Raw genomic sequence first — 20,259 nt, 5'->3', positions numbered from 1 at the left:
TGAGACATCGGCATGGGGCGGAGTGAACCGTTCAGTGCGCTGGCGGCGGCCGATTGGCCAGTGCGGCGGTGTACCGGGCCGTCCGACGCAGCGCATGCCGTGTCCTGCGCAGGAACCCGATGGGCTGCCACAGCGTGATGGCCAGGGCCAGCAGCCACCACAGCCGCCACGCGTCCGCACGCGCGGCGCCCGCATCGCTGATCAGGTCCGGGCTTGTCCCGCCGAACAACAGCACCACCAGCATCATCCCCAGCCAGGCCAGTGGCCACAGCGCGCCGCTCGGCGGATAGTGGTGGTGGTCCTCCACGCGGGACCAATGCGGTCCCGCACCCAGTACGACGCCGTCGCTCTCGCGCACGTCCAGCCGCACGCATCTGCCGCTGACGAAGTGCCCGCTGCCCAGCCACTCCGCCGGCAGTTCAATGCGGCGGTCACTGCCGATCAGCCACAACGGCGGATGCTGTGGGTGCAGCGCGAAGTCGGCGAGCCTGCCGCGGACCTGCAGGACACGCTGCGGCACCGCCGGCCCGCGTCGTCGCGGCCGCGACAACCAGAGCGCAAGCGCGGCGATCGCGAGCAGCGGACTGCACAGCAGCAGCTGCAACCAGAACGGCGAGTCGTCATGCAGGGCGGCCGCTGCTCCGAGGGCCAGCAATGCCACCAGCAACCCCGTCCAGCGTGGGGGGCGGTGGCGGCGAAGACGGACTTCCGCAGCATTCTCCATTCGCATGCCAAGTACTTCACTGGGTGCCAGCGAATGCACCCGGTGTCGCCGGGGCCGCAGGACGAGGGGTTCGAAAGGGGCCTCCTCGACCGCAGCTGCGCGGTCGGCTCGCCGCTGTGCGCCGACGATATGGAAGCCGTTCAGACGCACGACCACGGCCATGCCATCGGCCAGTACCACCTCGGCGTGATTGTCGGTGGCGATGTGGCGCCAGGCATCGAAGGGCAGCAGGACCGGGATCTCCCCCAGGTCGGCATGATTGATCGCGCGCGCGCCGAACAACGAGGCATTGCCGAATGCCCCGGATACCACGCGGACCTGATGGTCGTGGGCGCAGCCGGTCAGTGCGCGCACCACGGCCAGGGCTGCGTCTTCGTTGTCGCTGAGCACGCGGCAAGGTGGCTGCCGGCGCAGCTCGGCAAAGGCCCGCCTGCGGCGCGACGCCCATTCGGCACGGGCGATCAGCACCATCGGGGCCAGCAGGAACACCAGGACCAACGCCAGCGCCGGCGACATCAGCGGTGCCCGTGGCGTGGACGGCGGGAGGGGAGCGGCATGGGCTTCATCGACAGCGGGTGCAGGGCAGTCCGCAGACTGGGTTCTTCTGCCTGCAAGGGGAATGCAAGTAGTTGCAGATCGCGGTCGGGGTCACCACGTAGGGGGCGCCGATGGAAGCTGAACACCGGCGCAGGTCACAACGAAATCTGAAGCCGGCATCCGTATCCTTGAGCGCTGGACGCAACCAACAGGGCGGATGGCTGTGGCACGACGTGGAACGCAGGGAGCACTCCTGGCCGGCCTGCTGCTGGCGGGTCTCGCGCAGGCGCAGCAGGCCGCACCGGCAGCGGCGCGTGATCCCGCGCCCGTTCCCCCCGCAGATGCGCCGGCTGCAACCACCGCACCGGTCTCCACCGCCTTGCCGCAGGACAACGTCACCACCCTTGGCGAAGTGCGTGCGCTCAAGCCCGATGACGAGCCGCTGGACCTGTACCGCTTCAAGAACCCGGTGAAGTTCGGCGACAACCGTTTCAGCCGCGACTGGAGCGAGCCACCGTCACCCGAGCAGGTCAGCATGGGCGGCGGCTACATCATGATGGGCGTGGTCAAGGGCGTGCTGGCGGCGGGCCGGGGGTTGAACAAGCTCACCGGCGGCCCCGACCAGATCCAGTCCGCCATTGCCCGGCCACCGCCGGAGCTCAGTGCCGAACAGCAGCAGCGTGCGCTGCGTTTCTGCCAGCAGCAGGACGGCTGCGATCCGCCGCCGGTGAAGTAGGCCGGTATATCCTGCCGGTTCCTCAACCGGTAGCGCTGCCATGTTCCTGCGTTCGTTCTGCCTGCTGGCTGCCCTGTTGCCGGCGTCCGCCTTTGCTGCCGGCATCGCCGGTGATGGCGCCTGCCGCAATGGTGCGTTCCCCTCTGAACAGAGCCGGTTCGCGCTGGCGCGGGTGGTCGATGCACCGCGCCTGTACCTGCTCGGCGACATGGACGGCTGCCCGCAAAAGGGCGAGCCGGCCTGCCGGCAGCGCAGCTACGTGGTCAACGGCGATACGGTGGTGACCGGTCGCGACCTGGGCCGCTACCGCTGCGCGTTCTTCCCGAACAAGGTGGGCGGCAGCGCCGGCTGGGTCGACCGCAGCAAGCTGCAGCCGTTGCCCGTGGTCGTGCCAACGCTGCAGGAGTGGACGGGCCACTGGAAAGATGGCGACAACGGCCTGCGCATCACCGTGCAGGGTGGACAACTGCATGTGGATGGCGACGCCTACTGGCCCTCTGCCAACCCCACGCCGGAACAGCGCCCGTATGGGCCGAACCTGGGCCAGGTGGAAGCACGCGCGACGCCGCGCGGCGCCGATGTGGAATTCGTTGAAGACACCTGCAAGGTGCGGGTGCACTCGCTGGGTGATGTACTGGTCGTGGCCGACAACAGCGAATGCGGTGGCATGAACGTGCGCTTCAATGGCGTGTACCGGCGCGCGGGGAAACGTTGAAGGACGCATGAGGGGGGGGCCAGTAGATCCACGCCATGCGTGGATGCTGTTTGCGATCCAATCGGTGGGGTCAGAGCCCTTTCGTGGACGAATGGGATCCGACCCCGGGCTCAGCGCCGCCGCTCCAGCCACCACAGCAGCGATGCGCAGAGCACGAACGCCAGCCACCACGGCCAGCGCGAGCCCGGCACGGGCTGCATCACCGACGCGTTTGCCGGCGTGCTGGTCGCCAGTGCACGTGTGGTCGCGTCGATCATTGCCTGCCGATGCAGTGCAGGTGCGTCCTTCGGGTCGAACACATAGCGCCAGACCGTGATATCGCCGTGCTGCAGGCGCTGCCAGCCCCCCTCACGCGGCCACCAGCCGGCGCAGCGCAGGGCCGACGTCGCGCCGTCGACGATCAGGGGCACGCTGTCGCCGCGTGCGTTGAACACCTGCAGTGGCGACTGCACGCCGCACAGCGCCTGCCGTTCGCCCGCCCAGCTGAGCGCCTGCGGCGACCACAGCGCATCACCGCTGCCCTGCGCACGTGCCAGCGTGGCGACCACGCTGCTCCAGAGTTCACCGTGGCGGTCATCGCGCCCGGCCAGCACCCAGCGCCAGCTGTCGGTGATTGGCAGCAGGCCGATGCGGCCCTTGCCGGCAGCGCGCCAGCCGCCGACAGCCTTGCCGGTGCCATCCTGCAGCAGGGCGGTGCTGCCCGGTGCCTGCAGCGCGAGTGCTTCCAGCGCAGGCAGGGGAGCATTGTGCGAGCTGCGGTCAGCTTCCTCGCCGTAGCCCGTCGGCAGCGTACCCGCGGCGAGCGGGCCACGCCGTGCGGCGAGGACCGCGCTGTCGCCGCCGCCGGGAAGTTCGAGGGCGTGGCTGCTGCCATCGCCCTGCACCGGTAGACCCAGGTCGTGCAGGCGCTGGCGCGCGCTGGCAGCAGGTGTGCCCGCACTACGCACCAGAACGCCGAGGCCGTCGCGCAACGCCTGCCGCACGGCAGCCAGCTGGCCGGCACTCAAGGCGGCCAGGCTGCGCTCGTCCAGCAGCAACAGATCGCTGCGCGTAAGTGACGCTGCATCCAGCGCGACCGCGCCATCTCCCACGCTGACGCCCGCCCCGGTATCGGCCTGCACCTGCACGCGGATGCCGGTATCGGCGGCCCAGCGGCGCAGGTACTTCAGCTCCGGGCCCGGCGCACTGGCGCGCACCAGCAGGCGCAGCGGTGCCGCCGGCAGGGTCTGCTGCGGTACCGGCGTGCTGTCCACCACATGACCATCGGCATCGAGCAGACGCAGCTGGAACACGCTGCGGCCTTCGGCACGGGCGATGCCGCTGAGCTGCACGCGGCCGTCCTCGGCAACGTCCACGCGATCGACCACGCTGTCGGCGGGGTCCAGCAGTTCCGCCCTGGCCCTGGCGACACCGCGCGCCTGTGCATGCACGTCGAAGCGTGCGCCGGGCGCGGTATCGGCGGGTGGCTGCAGTGCGATCCACCCGCGCGGCGGCGCTGCCGGCTGCCAGCGCACGTCGCGTGGCAGTACCGCGTCGCGGTCACGCGCGACCAGGCCGGCACCGACCAGCGTCAGCGCGGAGGCCGGATGCTGGCGCAGCGCGGTGGCCAGGTCCGGCACGCGCTGGCCACCGGGCACATCGGTAGCTTCCGGCAACAGCAGCAGCGGGCCGGCGCTGGCCGGCAGCGCGCCGGCCTTGCCGGCATCGATTCCCAGCACGACCAGGCCGACCGCGGGTTGCTGGCGGGTGGGGGGGGCCAGGCAGAAGTACAGCAGCGCGGCAGCGATCAGCTGCAGCGCGATCACGATCCACTGGCGGCCACGACGCGTGGCAGTGCCACGCAGCTGGCGCACGCTGGCGATGACCACGATCAGGACGAGTGCCGGCGCAATCCACAGGTTCACGGCGGAGGCGTTCATGGCTGCGCCTCCAGCGCATCAAGGTACCGCTGCCCCATCGCATCGGCGGCGTTGCGCCGCATTGCCTGCGGCAGTGGTCGCTGCAGCGCCCGCCACAGCTGTGCGCGCAGGCGCTGGCGGCAGGCGCGGCAACCGGGTTCGATGCGCAGCTGCTCGATGGCGGCGGCCAGATCCAGTGCATCGGGCAGGTAGGCGGCATTGCGCTGCTGCCAGCTGGCGAGTGCGTCGAGGTCGGGCACGCTGGTGTCATCGCCGAGGCGTTGCCAGGCTTCGATGATGGCCGGGTCGGGCGGCGTGCGTGCGGCCAGCGGCAGTTCGCGACTGGCCAGTCCGGCGCGATCGCCGCCCAACCGGCGGCCTTCATCGATCGGTGGCAGCTCCGGCCCGACCCGCGCCAGGTAGATGCGTTCGGCCTGCTGCACCTGCTTGATGAAAGCCAGCGCCTTGTAGGCAAACGGCAGCGCCTGCTCTGGCCGGCCCTGGCGCAGCTCGCCTTCGGCTGACCACATCTGGTCCAGCGCGGCCTTCAGCGTGGCGCGGGTCTGCGGGTCGAGCAGGGTCGCGGCCTCGGCATGGTCATGGGTGTGGCCGTATTCGGAGAGCACATCGGTGGCGCTGCCGAACACCGGTGGCGCATCGGCATTGGACGCCTTGCCGCCGTGATCGTGGCCATGCTCATCGTGCGCTCCGGCCTCGGCGCCATGGTCGTGATCGTGATCGTCGTCGTGGCTGTCTGCAGCCGGTGCATCGCTGGTGGGCAGGTCGCTGGTCGGCGGCGGCTTCGGTGCGCCCTCGCTCTCCTCGCCCAGGAACTGGCCATAGCGCAGGCGCAGGATGCGCTGGTCGACACCGATCGCATCGCTGCGCTTCATGAAGTCCTCGGCGGCGAGACTGCGTCGCTGCCGGATCAACGCTTCGGCATCGATGATGATCTGCCGCTGGCTGCGGAAGTAGGCCGGCAGGGTCTTCTTGATGCGGCCTTCCAGTTCGGCACCGAGTGCAACCTCGGCACTGGGCAGGCGAAGGATCACGCTGCTGCTGCGCCCGGTCTGCGGTGTTGGCGCGTGGTTGTCGCGCACTTCCAGCTGGGCGATGACATCGTTGCCCGGTTGTGCGCCCAGCGCAGCCAGATCAAGAGTGTGGGCGAAACGCCGCGCGGTGGCTTCGCCGCTGCCGGCAAGCGTGACGCTGCGTTTCACGAAAGTGATGTTCTCACCGCTGCCCTGGGTGGTGGTGATCGACAGTGTTGCCTGCGCGGCCACGCCGTAGTCGTCGCTGGCCTCGAAGCGCAGCGTCCACTGGCGTTGCCCGGGCGCGCCCAGCACCAGGCTGGCGGCCGGCTCCAGCACGCGTACGCTGGGCGCGCGGTCGGCGACCACGTCCAGGCGATGCAGGCGGGTTCCGGCCAATGCCGGTTCGCTCACCACGCGGTACAGCACCGGCGTGCGCGCCACATCCTGTGCCTGCCACTGGCCATCGTGTTCGTTCAGCGGCAGCCGGCGACCATCGTGGAATTGCAGCCATGCCTTGTCCGGCGCGCGATCGAAGCGCAACGACCACGACAGCCGGCTGTCGGCGGCGACCTTGGCATCCAGTGCGTTCTGGGTGAGCGTGGCCTGGCCGGTATAGGCCGGCGCGTCGATGCGCAGGCGGGTGGACTGCAGGTGCAGTGGGCCCGCGGCAGCCGTGCTGCCAGGCGCCGACGCACCGGCCGGCGCGGAGCCGGGGCTGGAACGTGGCCAGCCGACGACCAGCGCAACGATGGCCAGGCCTGCAATCCAGCACAGCGCCAATGCCGCGCGCGGCCAGCGCGGACGCAGTTCCGGCATCGCACGTTCCAGCGCGGCCAGCACATGCGCTCGCTGACGCTGCTGCAGCGGATTGAGCATGGCTGCATCGGCGAACAGCAGGTCGGCACTGTCCTCGCTGGCGCCGCTGCCATCGAGCTGGCGCTGCAACCACTGCGGGCCCAGCTGGCGGGAGCGTGCCGTGGCGAGCGCTGCGCAGGCGAGCAGGCCGACGGTGCCAACCACGCAGGCGATATCGAAGCCCGCCAGGCGCAGCGCCAGCGCCGTTGCGGCCAGCGCCCACGGCAGGCCCAGCAGCAGGGTGATGAGTGCACGGCGGCGGCGCGCGCGTTGCCAGGCTTGCTGCAGGATTTTCATGCGGGCACCCTGCGTCGGCGACTGCTGGCCATCCAGCGCTCCAGCGCGAACAGCAGCACGATGGCCAGCAGCAGCCACGGGGTGAGCTCGCGCAGCGGCGGCGTTGCCGCAGGCAGTGCCGCCCGCTGGGGTGCCTGATCCTGTGCATCGCCGAGGCGCGGCAGCGGAGGCGGCTGCAGGGCCAGCAGCAGGGCATGCGGCAACTGCGGATCGCGCAGCGCAGCGTTGCCTGAGGCATCCCAGTCGCCGGGCAGAGACAGCAGGACACCGTGGCCGATGCGTTGCTGCCACAGCAGCGGGGCGCCCTCGGCGTTGCGCAGCAGGATGCTGGCCTCGGCGGCAGGCTTGCCGGCAGTCACTACACGTCCGCCATCTTGCAGCCACGCCTGCCAGTGCGCCGGCAGTGCGCCGTTCCGGCTCCACACGCCGATCTCGCCGCGTTCGGGCAGCGCATCCGCCACCAGAGGGGCGAGCGGCGCCTGCACGCCCCACGCGCGCTGCAATGCATTCAACCAATGCTGGGCGGCGGCCGAAGCATCGCTGTGCACGCGCAGGCGCGGCGACGTTGCGGCACGCGGTTGCGCAGTGACCGGCATCGGCTGCGTGTGCCATTGCACGTCGCGCGACAGCTGCAGGCGGGCGCCATCCAGGCCGGGCAGGGGATCGGGAACGTGCACGGTCAACGTGGTGCCGGCTGGCAGCTGCGCATCCAGTTCGCGCAGCAGGCTGGGCAGGGATGCGCTGGCTGCAGACGGCGCCTGATCAATGGCCGGGAAGCCGGGCGCCAGCCAATGCCAGTTGCGATCCGCAGCGGTACCGCGCAGCGCGGTGGCATCCAGTCCAGGGGCCACCACCGTCCATGCACTGGAGGCCGGTGCGGGGCCGGTCAACGCAGGTCGTGCCAGCAGCAAGGCCAGCGCGGCCAGCAACAGCAGGCGCACCAGCAGCAACGGCCAGTCATCGAAGCGGATGCGCTGGCGCGGCCGGATCTGTGCACGCAGCCAGCGCAGCGCGGCGAAATCCAACGGTGTGTACGGATGGCGCCGTGCGAGGTGGATCAGCAGCGGCAGCAGCCCTGCAGCGAGCGCGGCCAGGCCGAGCGGGAACAGCAGGGTCATGCACCGCCCCCACGGCCGAACAGCGCCTGCAGTGCCTGGTCCAGCGGCTGGTCGAGCCAGCCGGTGGCACTGGCAATGCCACTGGCCTGCAGGCGCGACTGCAATGCGCCGCGTGCGTCAGCGAAGCGCTGCAGGTAGTCGGTGCGGATCGCCGCGCCATCGCCCAGCAGTTCATCGCCGGTCTCCGGATCGCGGAAGCGATGGCCGGCGTCGAACGGGAAGTCACGCTCGTCGGCGGTGAGGATCTGCAGCAGCGCCACTTCGCGGCGCGCGCTGGCCAGTTGTTCCAGCAACACGATGCCGGCTTCGTCGAAGCCGTCGCCGATCGCCAGCAGCAGGTCGCCCGGGCGCACACGCTCCCACAGTGGACGCAGGCGATCGGCTGCAGGCCAGCCGCCGCGTGCCTGCAGGGCATGCAGTTGCAGATGCACGCGATCACGCTGGCGTGCGCCGTTCGCTGCGGGCACCAGTTGCAGTCCTTCGCCATTGATCGCCAGCAGGCCGAAACGGTCGCCCTGCTGCAGGGCCAGCTCCACCACGCACGCGGCCACGCCGCGCATGTGGTCCAGGCGCGTGCGCTGCGGTGCCGCGCGATCAGCCTGGCCGGCCGAGGCGGTGGCATCGAGCAGCAGCCAGACCGTGATCGGGCTTTCGCGTTCGGATTCGCGCACGAAGAAGCGGTCCGAGCGTGCGTACAGCTTCCAGTCGATCTGGCGCAGCGCGTCGCCTGGCTCGTAGGCCCGGTACTGGGCGAATTCGAGGCCGGCACCGCGGCTGCGGCTGGCGTGCTGGCCGATGCCACTGGCACCGCTGGCCAGGCGCGGCCGCAACCGCAGCATGCGCAGGCGCGCACGCAGTTCCGGTGGCAACGTCAGCGGGGCACCTGCGTTCACGCGTGGCTCAACCCGGGAACGGCACGGCCTGCAGCAGGGCGGCGACCACGTCGTCGGCACGCTTCTGCTCGGCCTCGGCGGCGAACGACAGCAGCAGGCGATGACGCATCACCGGCGCGGCCAGTGCCTGCACATCCTCGCGGGTGGCGGCGAAGCGGCCCTGCAGCAGTGCGCGTGCTTTCGCCGCCAGCACCAGCGACTGCCCGGCGCGCGGGCCCGCGCCCCACTTCACCCACTGGTTGATCGCTGCCGGTGCGCCTTCGCCTGGACGGCTGGCGCGCACCAGGCGGGTGATCCAGGCCAGCACATCCGGGCTGACATGCACCTGGCGTACTGCGGCCTGCAGGGCGATCACCGCTTCGGCATCCATCACCTTCGGCACCGCGTCGGTGGCACCGCCGGTGGTCTGTTCCAGGATCTGCCGTTCCTCGTCCTCGCTGGGGAAATCCACCAGCACGTGCAGCAGGAAGCGATCGAGCTGTGCCTCCGGCAGCGGGTAGGTACCAGCCTGCTCGATCGGGTTCTGCGTGGCCAGCACGAAGAACGGCGCGGGCAATGCGTAGGTGGTGCCGGCGTAGCTGACCGTGCGCTCCTGCATCGCTTCCAGCAGCGCGGCCTGGGTCTTGGGCGGGGTGCGGTTGAGTTCGTCGGCCAGCAGCAGGTGGGTGAAGATCGGGCCCTGCTGGAAGCGGAAATGGCGATGGCCGGTGCCGTGGTCTTCCTCCAGCAGCTCGGTGCCGAGGATGTCGCTGGGCATCAGGTCGGGGGTGAACTGCACGCGCCGGAACTGCAGTTCCAGCGCCTGCCCGAGCGAGCGCACCAGCAGGGTCTTGCCGAGCCCGGGCGCACCTTCCAGCAGGCAGTGGCCACCGGCCAGCAGGCCGATCAGCAGCTGCTCGACCACCGTGTGCTGGCCCACCACGGCGCGTGCGAGCGCGGCGCGCAGTTCATCCAGGCGCGGCAGCAGGGAGTCGAGGTCGGGGGTGGTCATGGGCGTGCAGGTCCTATCAATTGTTCAACGCGTACATCACGATGTTGACGCCGAAGCGGGTGTTGTCTTCGGCCAGGAAACGCTTGTTGCGCCAGTCGTAGTCCCACTCGCAACCGTAGTCCTTGTTGCTGTACAGCAGGCCCAGGCGGCCGTCGACCTCGATGCCCTTCAGGTAGTCGTGCACCAGGTCGTCGCCCCAGCCGTTGAGTTCGAAGCTGGTGGCAGGCGGGCCATCCGGGAAGCGGAAGAAACTGCGGTACAGCGCGTGGCTGTTGGGCAGCTTCTGCAATGCCTTCGGACCGAACAGGCGACCCATCTGCGCCTCGAACGAGCTGGCGAACAGGCCGTCGATATCGTGGTTGCAGTCGTCGACGAAGACGAAGCCGCCATTGCGCACGTAGCGCACGAAGTTCTGCCGCTCGGCGGCATTGAACTCCACCAGCGTGTGCCCGGCCAGGTAGCAGAACGGCGCTTCCAGCATGCGCGGGTCGGCCAGCGCCACCACGTGTTCCTGCGGGTCCACGCGCAGTGAGGTGTAATCGATCAGCGAGGTGATCAGGTTGGACGGCATGCGCGCGTCCACGTCCCAGTCACCGGAGTCGTACTGCAGGCGGGTGAACCAGAAGTCGTAGCGCGAACTGCGCGGGCCTGACTGCGCCCAGGCTGGCAGCGCCGCCGCCGAAGCGGCAGCGGCCAACCAGCGCAGGCAGGCCCGGCGATCCATCAGACGGCGTCGGACAGCGAGGTGAAGGTGAAATCGCGCAGCTTCATCGGCGGGATCATCATCACGTAGCTGGATTCATCACCGGCCACGCGCACCGGCTTGCCCAGCTCCTCGATGTTGTTGAGCATGATCACCGGCGACTCGTTGAAGCGGAAGTTCTTCACCGGGTGCTTGATCTGGCCGTTCTCGATGTAGAAGGTGCCGTCGCGGGTCAGGCCGGTCAGCAGCACGGTCTGCGGATCGACCATGCGGATGTACCAGGTACGGGTGACCAGGATGCCCTTCTGGGTACCGCGCACCAGCTCGGCGGTGCTCTTGTCGCCACCGCTCATCAGCAGGTTGCCCGGCGAGGCCTTGGCGGTCTTGCCCTGCTTCTGCGCCCAGAAGCGCGAGTAGTCCAGGTTGGCGACCTTGCCGTTCTCGATGATGGCCATGCGCTCGCGCGGCAGGCCTTCGTTGTCCCACGGCAGCACCGGTGCGTCCGGATGCCACGGGTCGGCGATCATGGTCACGCGCGGGTCGTAGACCTGCTCGCCCAGCTTGTTGCCACCGCCCTTCTTCGACAGGAAGCTGCGGCCTTCATCGGCCGAGCGTGCGCTGAAGAAGTTCATCATGAAGCTGATCAGGCCCGCGGCCGCGGCCGGCTCCAGGATCACCGTGTACTTGCCCGGCTCCAGCGCCTTGGCTTCGGCCGATTCGGTGGCCTTGCGCATGGCGATGCGGATGTCCTGGTCGGCCTTGAAGTCGGCGGCATCCTTCAGGTTGCGGCCGACCCAGCCCGAACCGCGGCCATCTTCGGTGCGCACGGTGCAGGTGTAATCGAAGTTGGTGGTGCGCTGGTAGGCGAAGTTGCCGTTGCTGTTGGCGGTGGCCTGGAAGCCCTGGCCGTCCTCGAGGAAGCCGGCGGCGACCAAGCCGTGGCCACGGCACGGGGCGATCGAATCGGCGGCGACCTTGGCGCGGAACGCCGGATCGATCGCAGCGGTGGATTCGCTGAAGGTCGGGCTGGCGCGGTAGCTCTGCTTGCCGATGGCCGGCATGAACTCAGGGTTTTCCGGGGCCAGGCGCGCCAGGTCTTCGGCTCGGCGCACCACGCGTTCCAGCGCGGCATCGTCGAACTCATTGATCGAGGCCGTGCCGACGCGCTTGCCGAAGGCGACGGTGACCGCCAGCTCGGTGTTGTCGACGATGCCGCTGGTGGAGACATTGTTCAGCGCGAAACGGATGTTGCCGCTGATCGCGCCGGCCAGCACGGCGGTGCACTCGTCGGCCTTGGACAGGGCGATGACCTTGTCGAGGATGGCCTTGGCCTGGGCTTCGGTGAAGATACTCATGGTGTAAGGGCTCCTGACCGGTCAGCCGAGGCTGCGCGCGGTGTTGATGACGTTGATGCCGTTGAAGCGCGCGGTCGACGAACCGTGCGAGACCGCCGAGACCTGGCCGGGCTGGCCCTTGCCGTCGAAGAACGAACCGCCCAGGCGGTAGTCGCGCTCGTCGGCCACGGCGGTGCAGGCATTCCAGAACTCCGGCGTGCGGATCTGGTAGGCCACGTCTTCCAGCATGCGGGTGATCTGGCCGTTCTTGATCTCGTAGAACAGCTGGCCGCCGAACTGCGCGTTGTAGCGCTGCTGGTCGATCGAGAACGAGCCGTCACCGATGATGTAGATGCCGTTCTCCACGTCCTTGATCAGGTCGGGCACGCTCAGCGGCTTCTTGCCCGGTGCCATCGACACGTTGGCCATGCGCTGGAACTGCACGCTGGACCACGAGTCGGCATAGCAGCAGCCGTCGGACTCGGTCTTGCCGAGGATGTGGGCCTGGTCGCGGATGGTCTGGTAGTCCACCAGCTTGCCGTTGCTGATCAGGTCCCAGCGCTTGCACTTCACGCCTTCGTCGTCGTACGCCACCGCGCCGAGGCTGCCCGGCTGGGTCTTGTCGGCGAAGATGTTGACCAGCTCGCTGCCATACTGGAAATGCTGTTCGCGCTTGTCCAGGGTGGCGAAGCTGGTGCCGGCGTAGTTGGCCTCGTAGCCGAGGACGCGGTCCAGTTCCAGTGGGTGGCCGATCGATTCGTGGATGGTCAGCCAGGTGTGCGACGGATCGAGCACCAGGTCGTACTTGCCCGGCTTCACCGACGGTGCCTTCAGCTTTTCCTGCGCCTGCCTGGCGGCGGCGATGGCGTCTTCCTTCATGTCGTAGGAAGAACTGTAGTTGACCACGCCATTGGGGCTGACCACCTTGCCGGCGGCGGCGCCATCCAGGTACTCGTAGCCCAGGCCCATCGGCGAGGACAGGCCCGAGCGGGTGCGGAACTTGCCGCTGGTCTTGTCGATGGCGGTGACCGTCATCGGTGCCCAGATGCGGTGCACGTCCTGGTCGATGTAGGAACCATCGGTGGACGCGAAGTACTTCTGCTCGTTGACCAGGAACAGCATCGAGTTGACGAAGCTGGCACCGGCGCCCATCGCGGCGGCGTTGACGTCCAGCAGCAGGCCGACCTTGTCCTTGATCGGCACCTCCATCGCATTCTTGCGGATCGGCGTGCGCCAGCTCACCTCACCCACGCCCGGCGCCTTGGCCAGCTGCACGGGGGCGGTCTGCACGCCGGCATTGGCCTTGGCGATCGCCGCGGCCTGCTGCGCGGCCTTGGCCACGTCGGCGGTGCCCAGCGCATTGGTGGCGGCGAAGCCCCAGGCACCGTTGACGATCACGCGGATGCCCACGCCGGTGGACTCGGTGTTCACCACGTTCTGCACCTTGTCCTCGCGGGTGATCACGAACTGCCGCAGATAGCGGCCGATACGCACGTCGCAGTAGGTGGCACCGGCGCTGCGCGCGGCCTGCAGGGCGGCGTCGGCCAGGCGCTTCTTCAGCGCCGGGTCGAGGCTGGACTGCAGCTGTTCGGCGGCGATCACCTTGCCGAAGAAGGAGGGCACGATCAGCCCGCCCGCGGTAAGCCCGGTCAGGGCCAGGAAGTCACGTCTTTGCAAGGCTGCTCTCCATGTCGAAGGATGGGTGGCTCAAGCGCCGAGACTGCGCGCGGTGTTGATGATGTTGATGCCGTTGAAGCGGGTGGTGGACGAACCGTGCGAGACCGCCGAGACCTGGCCGGGCTGGCCCTTGCCGTCGAAGAACGAACCGCCCAGGCGGAAGTCACGCTCATCGCAGATGGCGGTGCAGGCATTCCAGAATTCCGGCGTGCGGATCTGGTAGGCCGCATCCTCGACCATGCCGGCGATCTTTCCGTCCTTGATCTGGTAGTACAGCTGGCCGCCGAACTGCGCGTTGTAGCGTTGCTGGTCGATCGAATACGAACCGCGGCCGTGGATGTAGATGCCGTTCTCCACGTCCTTGATCATGTCCTCGACGCTGAGCGGCTGCTTGCCCGGCGCCAGCGAGACATTGGCCATGCGCTGGAACTGCACGCTGGACCAGGAATCGGCATAGCTGCAGCCATGCGATGCATCGCGGCCGAGGATGTGGGCTTCATCACGGGTGGCCTGGTAATCGACCAGGATGCCGTCGCGCACCAGGTCCCAGCGCTGGGTCTTGACGCCTTCGTCGTCGTAGCCGACTGCACCGAGGCTGCCGGGCTGGGTCTTGTCGGCGAAGAAGGTGACGATGTCGCTGCCCCAGCGGAAACCGGCATCGCGCTTGTCCAGCGTGGCGAAGCTGGTCCCGGCGTAGTTGGCTTCGTAGCCGAGCACGCGGTCCAGCTCCAGCGGGTGGCCGACGTTCTCGTGGATGGTCAGGAACAGGTTGGACGGGTCCAGCACCAGGTCGTACTTGCCGGGCTTCACCGACGGCGCCTTCAGTTTCTCGCGCGCGTGGCGGGCGGCCGCAATGGCGTCCTCGACCGGGTCGTAGGAATCGCGGTAAGCGGTGATGCCACCGGGCAGGTGTACCTTGCCGCGCGCATCGCCATCAAGGAACTCGTAGCCCATGCCCATCGGCGACGACAGGCCGGCACGGGTGCGGAACTTGCCGCTGGCCTTGTCGATGGCGGTGGCGGTGAACGGCAACCAGATGCGGTGGATGTCCTGGTCGATGAACGAGCCGTCGCTGGACGCGAAGTACTTCTGTTCGTTGACCAGGAACAGGGTGGAATTGATGTAGTCGGCGCCCGCATTCAGCGCGGCGGCATTGAGTGCCAGCAGCAGCTCGACCTTGTCCTGGATCGGCACCGCCATCGCGTTCCTGCGGACGGGCGTCTGCCAGCGCACCTCACCGACCGAGGGCGTCGGCGCCAGCTGCACCGGCCGGGTCTGGATGCTGGCGTTGGCACGGGCGATTGCCGCAGCCTGCTCGACCGCAGCGCGCACGGCGGCCTCGGTCTGCTGATGGGTCGCGGCAAATCCCCAGGCACCGTTGACGATCACCCGCACGCCCACGCCGGACGATTCCCGGTTGGTCACATTGCCGACCTGGTGCTCGCGGGTGATGACCGATTGGTTGAGGTAGCGGCCGATGCGCACATCGCAGTAGCTGGCCTTGGCCGTGCGTGCGGTGGCCAGCGCCACGTCCGCCAGGCGCCTGCGCTGGAGGGTGTCGACCGGGGCGAGCAGTTGCTCGGCGGCGATGGCACGGGAATGCGGCAGCAGCAGGCCCGCCAGGCCCAGACCGGAAAAAGCCAGGAACTCACGTCGTTGCACAGCGTTTCTCTCTCTCGCTTGCGTGCGGCCGGCAACAGGCCGAGCCGATCACGTCAACTGCCTGACTTTCGCCAGCGCAGCGCGTCCGGGCAAGTGACTGCAGTCATGGTTGGGGAGGGTTTCGGCAGGGCTTGCAGCCCTGCACCTGCTCAGAGCCGGAGCAACAGCAACAGCGGGCATTCCGTGGGTTGGCGGGGCGGTGTGGGTGGGCAGGACACGCCGTAAACCCATCCATGGGGGTTCGATGGCGCCATCCATGGCGCCAACGGTCCTGCCCACCCACACCGCCCCACCTCTGACAGATCGTTGCGGCTGTTGGTGGGTGTCGACCTTGGTCGACACATCTGTCAGATATCGAAATGAATCCGGGGTCAGATCCGTTTTCCTGCGGAAAACGGATCTGACCCCAAGAGCCGGTCCAACAGACCGCAGAAAACTGTCGAAGGCGGGGTGGGTCCGGTTGCGGGGGCGTAAGCGCCATGGATGGCGCGACCGAGCCTCCAGGGACGGATTCACGGCGTCCCCCGCAACCGGACCCACCCTGCCATCCCACGGAATGCCAGCTTTTGACGTTGCTTCGGCCTTTGCCGTTGCTCCTGCGGGTGCAGGGCTGCAAGCCCTGCAGACACCCCCTCATGCACAATGGGGCCGACCCCGCCTGGACACCGTCCTGATGTCGAGCAAGCCGTATTCAGAAGCCTGCGAGCGCAACCGCGAACCGATCGCCGCCGCACTCGACCCGTGGATGGGCGACCGTCACCGGCTGCTGGAAATCGGCAGTGGTACCGGCCAGCATGCGGCCTTCTTCGCCGAGCGTTGGCCGTGGCTGCGCTGGCAGCCCAGCGACCATCCGGACCATCTGCCGGGCATCGAGGCCTGGCGCGCGGAGGCAGCGCTGCTGAACCTGCTGCCGCCGGTGGCACTGCAGGTGGAGCTGCCGCCGGCGACCGGCCTGAGCCTGCCGGAAGGCAGCATGTTCGACGCCGCATTCAGTGCCAACACACTGCACATCATGAGCTGGGAGCACGTGCAGGCGCTGTTCGCCGCGCTGCCACCGGTGCTGCGGCATGGTGCGCTGCTGGCGGTGTACGGCCCGTTCAACTACGGTGGCCGCTACACCAGCGACAGCAACGCGCAGTTCGATGCCTGGCTGAAGGCGCGCGACCCGCGCAGCGGCATCCGCGATAGCGAAGCGGTACAGGCGCTGGCCGCCGACCACGGATTCACCCGCCTGGGCGATGTGGCGATGCCGGCCAACAACCGGTTGCTGCTGTGGCGGCTGGGGTGAACCGCCAGTAGTGCCGGCCGCTGGCCGGCAACCGAGCGCCAGGATGGCTGCCGGCCAGCGGCCGGCACTCCCTGTTCCGCGGCGTTACGCCACCTGCACGATATGCAGCGCCTTCGGGTTGCGCCACTGCGCCAGCAGGGCGGCTTCGCGCGCCTTGGCCTGCTCGAAATGCGCTTCCTTGACGTGGCCGAAGCCGCGGATGTGCTCGGGCACGCTGGCGATCTCCACCGCCAGCGCCAGGCGGTCGTCATCCAGGCCGTCCAGCAGCAGCTGCACGGTGGCTTCGTAATCGCCGATCAGCTTGCGTTCCATGCGGCGTTCCCCGGTGCGTCCGAACACGTCGAAGCGGCCACCACGCAGGAACTTCAGCCTGGCCAGCAGGCCGAAGGCCTTGAACATCCACGGGCCGTATTCCTTTTTCAGCAACCGGCCCTGCTCGTCCTTCTTGGCGAACAGCGGCGGCGCCAGGTGGAAGCGCAGCTGGTAATCGCCTTCGAACTGCTGCTGCAGACGGCGCTGGAAGTCGCCGCTGGTGTACAGGCGGGCCACTTCGTACTCGTCCTTGTAGGCCATCAGCTTGAACAGGTAGCGGGCCACGGTCTCGGTCAGCGCGGTGGAACCGCCGATGCGGTCGGCTTCGGCGGCGCGCACGCGCTCGACCAGGCTGCGGTAGCGGTTGGCGTAGGCAGCGTCCTGGTACTCGACCAGGAACGCGGCGCGGCGCTCGATCATTTCATCCAGCGAGCGCGACAGGCGGGCGTCGTCCAGCGGCAGGAACGCAACATCGCCACCGTGCGAGGGCAGGCCACGCAGTTCGCGTTCGTCGCCGGTATTGCGCGGCGCCGCAGTGGCGCCCCATTCGTTGCCCTCCCACTCGCCCGGCGGCAGCGGATGCAGCGGACCCGGGGTGGATTCGGTATCGGTGTGGCGGTTGCGCACCAGGCCCGCGGCCTGCTGCACGGCCTGCGGGTCGACCACGGCCAGGCGGCCCCAGGCGAAGGCCTGCTGGTTCATCGCCACGGCGGCGCCGTTGAGCTCGATGGCGCGCATCAGCGACTCGAACGACAGCGGCACCAGGCCCTGTTGCCACGCGTAGCCGAGGATGAACAGGTTGGCGGCGATCGCATCGCCCAGCAGCGCGGTGGCCAGCTGGGTGGCATCCAGCAGCAGCGGCTCCTGCCCACCCAGTGCCACGCGCACACCGGCCACGATGTCGGCGGCGGGGAACTGCATGTCCGGGCGGGTGGTGAAGGTGCCCGGCATCGCTTCATAGGTGTTCAGCACCACCTGCGAACGGCCGGCGCGCACCTTCGACAGCGCCCAGTAGTCGTTGACCACCACCATGTCGCAGCCCAGCACCAGGTCGGCCTCGCCGGCGGCGATGCGCACGGCGTGGATGTCTTCAGGGCGACGGGCAATGCGGATATGCGTGGTCACCGCGCCGCCCTTCTGTGCCAGGCCGGTCTGGTCGAGCACGGTCGCGCCCTTGCCTTCCAGGTGGCCGGCCATGCCCAGCAGCGCACCGATGGTCACCACGCCGGTACCGCCGACGCCGGTGATCAGGATGTTCCAGGGCTGCTCCAGCGTGCCGCGGAGGGACGGTGCCGGCAGGTTGTCCAGCAGCGTGGAGGCATCGCGCTTGCTGCCCTTGCGCGGCTGTCCACCGTGCACGGTGACGAAGCTCGGGCAGAAGCCGTTCACGCACGAATAGTCCTTGTTGCAGTTGGACTGGTCGATCTCGCGCTTGCGCCCGAACTCGGTTTCCTTCGGCAGTACCGACACGCAGAAGCTCTTCTTGCCGCAGTCGCCGCAGCCTTCGCAGACCAGCGAGTTGATCAGCACCCGCTTCTGCGGGTCTTCCAGCTTGCCGCGCTTGCGGCGGCGGCGCTTCTCGGTGGCGCAGGTCTGTTCGTAGATCAGGATCGAAACACCCTTCACCTCGCGCAGGCGCTTCTGCACGTCATCCAGTTCGCTGCGGTCGTGGAACTCGACATCGCTGGGGAAGTGCTCGCGCTGGCCGGTCCACTTGCCGATGTTGTCCGACAGCACCACGATGGTGTGGATGCCTTCGGCGCGCATCTGCTTTGCGATGTCCGGCACGCTCAGCGGGCCGTCCACCGGCTGGCCGCCGGTCATCGCCACCGCATCGTTGTAGAGGATCTTGTAGGTGATGTTGACGCCGGCCGCGACTGCCTGGCGGATCGCCAGCGAACCGCTGTGGAAGTAGGTGCCGTCGCCGAGGTTCTGGAACACGTGCGGGGTGTCGGTGAACGGCGCCTGCCCGGCCCAGGTCACGCCTTCGCCGCCCATGTGGGTGAAGGTGTCGGTGCTGCGGTCCATCCAGGTCACCATGTAATGGCAACCGATGCCGGCCAGCGCGCGCGAGCCTTCCGGCACGTTGGTGGAGGTGTTGTGCGGGCAGCCGGAGCAGTAGTGCGGGACGCGCGGGAAGCTGGCGCGCGGCAGCGCAAGCTCGGCTTCCTTTTCCTGCATCCACTGCAGGCGCTGCTCGATCGACTCGTTGTTGAAGAACTTCTGGATGCGGCGGCCGATCACGCCGGCAATGGTGGCCGGGGTCAGTTCGCCGGTGGATGGCAGGATCCACTCACCGCTCTCGTCGTACTTGCCGACGATCGACGGGCGCTGGCCCCAGCTGGCCGGCCAGTTGAAGAACTGTTCCTTCATCTGGCGCTCGATGAAGGCACGCTTCTCCTCCACCACGATGATGTCTTCCAGGCCCTGCGCGAAGCGCGCGATGCCCTGCGGCTCCAGCGGCCAGGTCATGCCGACCTTGTACACGCGGATGCCGATGTCGGCGCACGCGGCTTCATCCAGGCCCAGGTATTCCAGCGCCTGCAGCACGTCCAGGTAGCTCTTGCCGGTGGTGACGATGCCCAGCCGCGCACGCGGCGCGTCCATCACCACCTTGTCGATGCCGTTGGCGCGGGCGAATGCCTGTGCGGCCTTCACCGCATAGCGGTGCAGGCGCATTTCCTGGTCCAGCGGCGGGTCCGGCCAGCGGATGTTGAGGCCGCCCGAGGGCATTTCGAAGTCTTCCGGCAGCACGATGCGGCGCGCCATCGGGTCGACCTCGACCGAGGCCGACGATTCCACCGTTTCGGCGATTGTCTTGAAGCCGACCCAACGGCCGGTGTAGCGGCTCATCGCCCAGCCCAGCAGGCCCATGTCCAGGATGTCCTGCACGCCGGCCGGATTCAGCACCGGCATCATCGCGCTGACGAACTCATCCTCGCTGCCATGCGGCAGGGTTGAACTGCGGCAGGCATGGTCGTCGGCGGCCAGCGCCAGCACGCCGCCGTAGCGCGAGGTGCCAGCGGCATTGGCGTGCTTGAACACGTCGCCGCAGCGGTCCACGCCCGGGCCCTTGCCGTACCACATGCCGAACACGCCCTGCACGTTGGCGCCGGGGAACAGGTTGGTCTGCTGGGTGCCCCACACCATGGTGGCGCCCAGGTCCTCGTTCAGGCCGGGGGTGAACTTCACCTTGGCCGCGTCCAGGTGCTTGCGCGCGCGCCACAGTTCCAGGTCGAAGCCGCCCAGCGGGCTGCCACGGTAGCCACTGACGAAGCCGGCGCTGTCGATGCCTTCGTGCGCGTCGCGCAGCCGCTGCATCAACGGCAGTTTCACCAGCGCCTGCACGCCACTCAGGTAGATCCGCCCCTCGTTGCGGGTGTACTTGTGGTCGAGCGTGTAGTCACGGTCGATCAGGTCGGCGGAAGAGGGCGAAGTGAGTTGCGCGGTACTGGTCATGGCTGGCCCGGTCAGGATCGGCTGGC

The 20,259-nt window shown here is 68.5% G+C and carries 14 protein-coding genes; 3 read left to right on the top strand and 11 right to left on the bottom strand.

Annotation, left to right across the window (positions count from 1 at the left end):
* Window positions 1–31 precede the first annotated feature (31 nt).
* The gene (locus tag DFO63_RS16380) at window positions 32–1,240 is read right to left on the bottom strand and encodes a hypothetical protein (protein WP_101764659.1); all 1,209 of its coding nucleotides are present in this window, start codon (window positions 1,238–1,240) and stop codon (window positions 32–34) included.
* Between the two features lie 238 nt (window positions 1,241–1,478).
* Between DFO63_RS16380 and DFO63_RS16375 the strand changes: the two genes are divergently transcribed.
* Both DFO63_RS16375 and DFO63_RS16370 read left to right on the top strand, forming a co-directional pair.
* Window positions 1,479–1,997, top strand: coding sequence for a hypothetical protein (locus DFO63_RS16375; protein WP_049443597.1), 519 nt, complete (start codon window positions 1,479–1,481; stop codon window positions 1,995–1,997).
* Between the two features lie 40 nt (window positions 1,998–2,037).
* Window positions 2,038–2,712, top strand: coding sequence for a hypothetical protein (locus DFO63_RS16370; RefSeq protein ID WP_119007367.1), 675 nt, complete (start codon window positions 2,038–2,040; stop codon window positions 2,710–2,712).
* Window positions 2,713–2,822: 110 nt separating this feature from the next.
* Here the strand turns inward: DFO63_RS16370 and DFO63_RS16365 are convergent, their stop codons facing one another.
* From DFO63_RS16365 to DFO63_RS16325, 9 genes are read right to left on the bottom strand one after another with little or no spacing between them, the layout of a single operon-like run.
* Window positions 2,823–4,631, bottom strand: a complete 1,809-nt coding sequence (locus DFO63_RS16365) for a hypothetical protein (protein ID WP_119007366.1) — start codon at window positions 4,629–4,631, stop codon at window positions 2,823–2,825.
* Entirely contained in the window at window positions 4,628–6,796 is a 2,169-nt protein-coding gene (locus DFO63_RS16360; RefSeq protein ID WP_119007365.1) for a hypothetical protein, read from the bottom strand. The genes DFO63_RS16365 and DFO63_RS16360 overlap by 4 nt, the downstream gene beginning before the upstream one ends.
* Window positions 6,793–7,914, bottom strand: coding sequence for a BatA domain-containing protein (locus DFO63_RS16355; protein WP_049443605.1), 1,122 nt, complete (start codon window positions 7,912–7,914; stop codon window positions 6,793–6,795). Before DFO63_RS16355 ends, DFO63_RS16360 begins: the two co-directional genes overlap by 4 nt.
* Window positions 7,911–8,807 (bottom strand): DUF58 domain-containing protein, encoded by an 897-nt coding sequence (locus DFO63_RS16350; RefSeq protein ID WP_049443606.1) that lies wholly within the window; start codon window positions 8,805–8,807, stop codon window positions 7,911–7,913. The genes DFO63_RS16355 and DFO63_RS16350 overlap by 4 nt, the downstream gene beginning before the upstream one ends.
* 7 nt (window positions 8,808–8,814) lie before the next feature.
* Window positions 8,815–9,798, bottom strand: a complete 984-nt coding sequence (locus tag DFO63_RS16345; protein WP_119007364.1) for a MoxR family ATPase — start codon at window positions 9,796–9,798, stop codon at window positions 8,815–8,817.
* Window positions 9,799–9,814: 16 nt separating this feature from the next.
* Window positions 9,815–10,522 carry a DUF4159 domain-containing protein gene (locus tag DFO63_RS16340; RefSeq protein WP_049443610.1) on the bottom strand — a complete coding sequence of 236 codons (708 nt, stop codon included), beginning with the start codon at window positions 10,520–10,522 and terminating at the stop codon, window positions 9,815–9,817.
* On the bottom strand, window positions 10,522–11,856 hold the full coding sequence (locus DFO63_RS16335) for a TldD/PmbA family protein (RefSeq protein WP_119007363.1): 1,335 nt from the start codon (window positions 11,854–11,856) through the stop codon (window positions 10,522–10,524). Before DFO63_RS16335 ends, DFO63_RS16340 begins: the two co-directional genes overlap by 1 nt.
* Window positions 11,857–11,877: 21 nt before the next feature.
* Window positions 11,878–13,512, bottom strand: coding sequence for a TldD/PmbA family protein (locus DFO63_RS16330; protein ID WP_014035493.1), 1,635 nt, complete (start codon window positions 13,510–13,512; stop codon window positions 11,878–11,880).
* A 30-nt stretch (window positions 13,513–13,542) separates the two neighbouring features.
* On the bottom strand, window positions 13,543–15,174 hold the full coding sequence (locus DFO63_RS16325) for a TldD/PmbA family protein (RefSeq protein ID WP_182474435.1): 1,632 nt from the start codon (window positions 15,172–15,174) through the stop codon (window positions 13,543–13,545).
* Between the two features lie 673 nt (window positions 15,175–15,847).
* Between DFO63_RS16325 and DFO63_RS16315 the strand changes: the two genes are divergently transcribed.
* Complete coding sequence (locus DFO63_RS16315) at window positions 15,848–16,462, top strand: DUF938 domain-containing protein (RefSeq protein WP_119007362.1); 615 nt, start codon at window positions 15,848–15,850, stop codon at window positions 16,460–16,462.
* A gap of 84 nt (window positions 16,463–16,546) precedes the next feature.
* Here the strand turns inward: DFO63_RS16315 and DFO63_RS16310 are convergent, their stop codons facing one another.
* Complete coding sequence (locus DFO63_RS16310) at window positions 16,547–20,233, bottom strand: indolepyruvate ferredoxin oxidoreductase family protein (protein WP_119007361.1); 3,687 nt, start codon at window positions 20,231–20,233, stop codon at window positions 16,547–16,549.
* Window positions 20,234–20,259 lie beyond the last annotated feature (26 nt).

Source organism: Stenotrophomonas sp. AG209 (assembly GCF_003550055.1).
Taxonomy (GTDB): Bacteria; Pseudomonadota; Gammaproteobacteria; order Xanthomonadales; family Xanthomonadaceae; genus Stenotrophomonas.
Note: the sequence above shows the minus strand (reverse complement) of the source record. Positions and strands in the feature narration are given on the sequence as shown.